This window comes from Pseudonocardia pini (genome assembly GCF_013870575.1).
GTDB classification, from domain to species: Bacteria; Actinomycetota; Actinomycetes; order Mycobacteriales; family Pseudonocardiaceae; genus Pseudonocardia; species Pseudonocardia pini.
This window is the reverse complement of sequence record NZ_JACBXB010000598.1, coordinates 1-3530: the sequence shown is the minus strand read 5'-3', so window position 1 is coordinate 3530 and position 3530 is coordinate 1. Positions and strand designations below refer to the sequence as shown.

4 protein-coding genes are annotated in these 3530 nt (G+C 75.3%); 2 read left to right on the top strand and 2 right to left on the bottom strand.

Annotation, left to right across the window (positions count from 1 at the left end; all coding sequences use genetic code 11):
* Both H5J29_RS25505 and H5J29_RS25500 read left to right on the top strand, forming a co-directional pair.
* Positions 1-679, top strand: a 679-nt coding sequence (locus H5J29_RS25505; protein ID WP_181783561.1) for a YcaO-like family protein, incomplete at its 5' end; no start/stop codon positions are given.
* Between the two features lie 92 nt (positions 680-771).
* The gene (locus H5J29_RS25500; protein WP_220187921.1) at positions 772-2037 is read left to right on the top strand and encodes a SagD/YcaO family ATP-dependent cyclodehydratase; all 1266 of its coding nucleotides are present in this window, start codon (positions 772-774) and stop codon (positions 2035-2037) included.
* 40 nt (positions 2038-2077) lie between these two features.
* Here the strand turns inward: H5J29_RS25500 and H5J29_RS25495 are convergent, their stop codons facing one another.
* Together H5J29_RS25495 and H5J29_RS25490 are read right to left on the bottom strand one after the other, a co-directional pair.
* On the bottom strand, positions 2078-2791 hold the full coding sequence (locus H5J29_RS25495; protein WP_181783559.1) for a SagB family peptide dehydrogenase: 714 nt from the start codon (positions 2789-2791) through the stop codon (positions 2078-2080).
* Positions 2788-3530, bottom strand: a 743-nt coding sequence (locus H5J29_RS25490) for an MFS transporter (RefSeq protein WP_181783558.1), incomplete at its 5' end; no start/stop codon positions are given. The genes H5J29_RS25495 and H5J29_RS25490, both read right to left, overlap by 4 nt.

The window sequence follows — 3530 nt, the reverse complement described above, 5'->3', positions numbered from 1 at the left end:
GACCGGCGACGATCCCGGGCGCACGGTCCGGCTGCTGCGGATCCCGTCGGAGTTCGACGTGCCGGTGCTCGCCGCGTTCGTCGAGGACCCGGCAGGGCTGGTCGCATTCGGCAGCGCCTGTCGGGCCGACCCCCGCGAGGCCGCGGCGAAGGCGCTGGTCGAGGCCTACGCGATGCTCGCGCTGACCGCCGAGGTCGCCGACCCGGACAGCGCGCTCTGGCAGGCGGTCGCCCGTGGCGAGCTGGCCGCCCACACCTTCCGCCCGTTCCGTGCCGACCGCCGCTACCTCGACGACTTCCGCCCCGACCTGCGCGACGTGACCGACCTGCCGACGCTCGCCCAGTACTACCTCGACCCACGCCGCCAGGGCGCCCCGCTGGACCGGCTCCGCGTGGGTCCCGAGCTCGCGCTCGACGACGTTCCGCCCGGCTCCGATCCGCTGCCGCAGCTCGCCGCGGCCGGGCTGCCCGCGTACGCCGTCGACCTGACCACGCCGGACGTCCGGGCCGCGGGGCTGTCGGTGGTCCGGGTCGTCGTCCCGGGGCTCTACGGCAATGCACCCGCCGCCTTCCCACACCTGGGCGGCGACCGGCTGCACCGCGTCCCGGCCGAGCAGGGCTGGATCGCCGCGCCGACCACCGAGGACACCCTCTACCCCTACCCGATCCCGCAGATCTGAGGCCCGCGATGTCCGTGTCGATGTCTCTGTCGGCGTCTCTGTCGATGTCTCTGTCGACGTCTGTCCAGCCGCTCGTGGACCACCGGTCGGGCGTGATCACCCGCCTCGATCCCGTCCCGATCCCGGACACCCTGCCCACCGGCTTCCGGATGGTCGCCTCCCGGCTCAGCGACCCGACCCGGTTCGGCCGCCGGCCCGCCGACTCCGGCGGCGCCGGCTACGCCTTCCGCGACGACGCCGCCGCGACGGGAGCGGCGATCGGCGAGGCGGTCGAGCGGTACTGCGGGAACCTGATGCCCGAGGGCCTGCTCCGGGCGCGCGGCCGAGACCTGCCCGACTCGCTCGACCTCGCCACCGTCGCCCTGTTCTCCCCCGCCCAGTACGCCCGTCCCGGATTCCCGTTCCATCCGCTCGACCCGGACCTCGAGCTGGAGTGGGCGCCCGGCGAGGACCTGCGGACCGGGGAGAAGGTGCTGGTCCCGGCCCAGCTGGTGTGGGTCTCGGCCGTGGCGGCGGCCCCCGAGCGCGGCCTGCCCCACACGAACCCGATCATCCAGGCGGGGCTCGCCGCGGGTGCTGACCGCGACTCGGCCCTGCGCGCGGCGCTCTACGAGCTGGCCGAACGCGACACCATGGCGCTCGCCTGGCACGGCCGCCGCCCCCTGCGGTGGATCGACCCGCCCGCCGAGCTCGCCGCGCTGGGCCGCGGCCGCCGAGGCACCTTGGGCACCCGCTTCCTCGAGTTCCCGAACGAACTCGGCGTCACCGTGGTCGGCGCCCTGGTCCGCGACGAGGCCACCGGATACCTCTCGCTCGGCACCGCGGCCGGCTCGGTGGCTGGGCCCGCCCTGCGTAAGGCGCTCGCCGAGGCCTGCCAGCTCCAGCTGTTCGTGGCGGACTACGACGATCCGGACGGCCCGTACATGCAGGTCGCACAGGACCCGCGCAGCCCGCTCAAGCCGTGGCGCGCCGATCGTCGCTACCGCGACAGCTACCGCACCGATCTCGCCGACGTCGTCGACTACGGCTGCCACCTACAGCTGTACCTGGACCCGCGGATGCAGGAGGAGTTCGACGCCGAGCTGGCCGGGGCGGTCGTGGACACGGTGTCGCACGCCGAGCTCGCCTCGGGGCCGGAGCCCTCGGTCCGCGAGCTCGCCGACACGGTGGGCATCGACCGGGCCGTCGCGCTGGACCTGACGACCTCCGACGTCCACCCCTCGGGCCTGCGAGTGGTGCGGGTCGTCGCGCCGGGCCTGTACTCCAACTCCGCCGCGGGCCTGCCCTTCCTCGGAGGCACCCGGCTCGCTCGGACCCTGAGCGGCCGCGCCCGCCGAGACCTCCCGCTGCCGCACTGACCCCGGGCCACTGCCCCACTCCGCTCGGCTGCCGGGCGGGTCAGTGGCGGTGACCGAGCGGCAGTGCCAGGATCGGGATACTCGTCGCGGGCAGGGCGAGGAGCGCGGCGAGGGGTTCGTCCTGGAATCCGCTCACCGCGCAGCAGGCGAGGTCGAGCGCCGTCGCGACCAACCACAGGTTCTGCGCCAGGATCCCCGCATCGACGTGCAGGGTTCGGTAGTGGCGGGCCGGGTAGCGAGGCATGGTCGCGGCGAGGTCGCCCACGAGCACCAGGGTCACGGCGGCGCGGTCGGCGAACTCGGGCTGGACCAGGGCGGCACGCAGCGCGGGAAGCGGGTCACCGGCGCGGACGACGACGAGCGCACCGTCGACGTGGCGGTGCACCCCCGCCGGGACCAGCCGGCCGGGCCCGGCCACCACGTGCACCGTGATCGACCGCAGCCCGCCCGCACTGGGGTTCATCCGCATCCGGTGCAGCCGACCGTCGGGCAGGGTGACCGTGCGCTGCCCGCCCGCGGCCAGCCGCAGCAGGGTGGACAGGACGCCGGGATCGAGGGGTCGCTCGGCGAAGCGGTAGTGGGCGCGGCGGGCGTGCAGCACGTCGGTCAGGCGGGCGTCCAGCGTGTCCACGGGCGGCGGCAGCGCGACGTCGGCCCCCGGCGTGACCGGGTCGGTCCCGGTCGCCTCCGCCCGGCGGTCACCTCCGTTCAGCACCCCGTGCGCGGCGAGCGCCAGCGCGATCTCCGGGTTCATCCTCGGACCTCCCGGCTCACCGCGCGCAACGGCGAGCAGAACGCCGCGACCCACGTCCCGCCCAGCACACCCACCGCCACCACGAGGGTGGGAACCAGCCCGAACACCGTCACCAGGCCGCCTGCGAGGGCCGCGCCGACCGGCTGTCCGCCCCAGGCCAGCATCCGGGCGGTGGTGTTGACCCGGCCCTGCAGCGCGTCGGGTGTGACCTGGTGGCGCAGCGTGATGCCGTTGAGGATCACGGTGCTCGCCGCCGCCTGCCAGACGACGAGCGCTGCCAGGCCGAGCCACGACGCGCGACCGGTCACCCACGCCGTGAGCGCGACCGCCTGCACGCCGAGGCCGAGCAGCGCGACGGTCCCGGCGGTGGCCGCGGCGCTCAGCCGCGGCAGGGCGAGCGTCGCGAGCAGTGTGCCGACGCCGAGGCCCGCGTAGAGCACGCCGATCATGCGGCCGTCCGCGGCCAGCCCGTAGCGCTGGACCGCCGTCGCGACCAGCAGCCCGGTGACCATGCCCGCCGCCAGGCTGTTCCCGGTGCCCAGCAACGTCAGCAGCCGGACGAGCCGATGCTCCCAGACGAACCTCAGTCCCTCGGCGATCTCGCGGCGCAGCTGCGAGCGGACCGGGTCCCGCGCGGGCTCGTGGATCACCGCGATGAGCGCGGCCGCGAGCACGAAGCTCGCCGCGTCGAGCGACAGGGCGTAGGGCGCCGACAGCACCGCCACCAGGACCCCGCTGT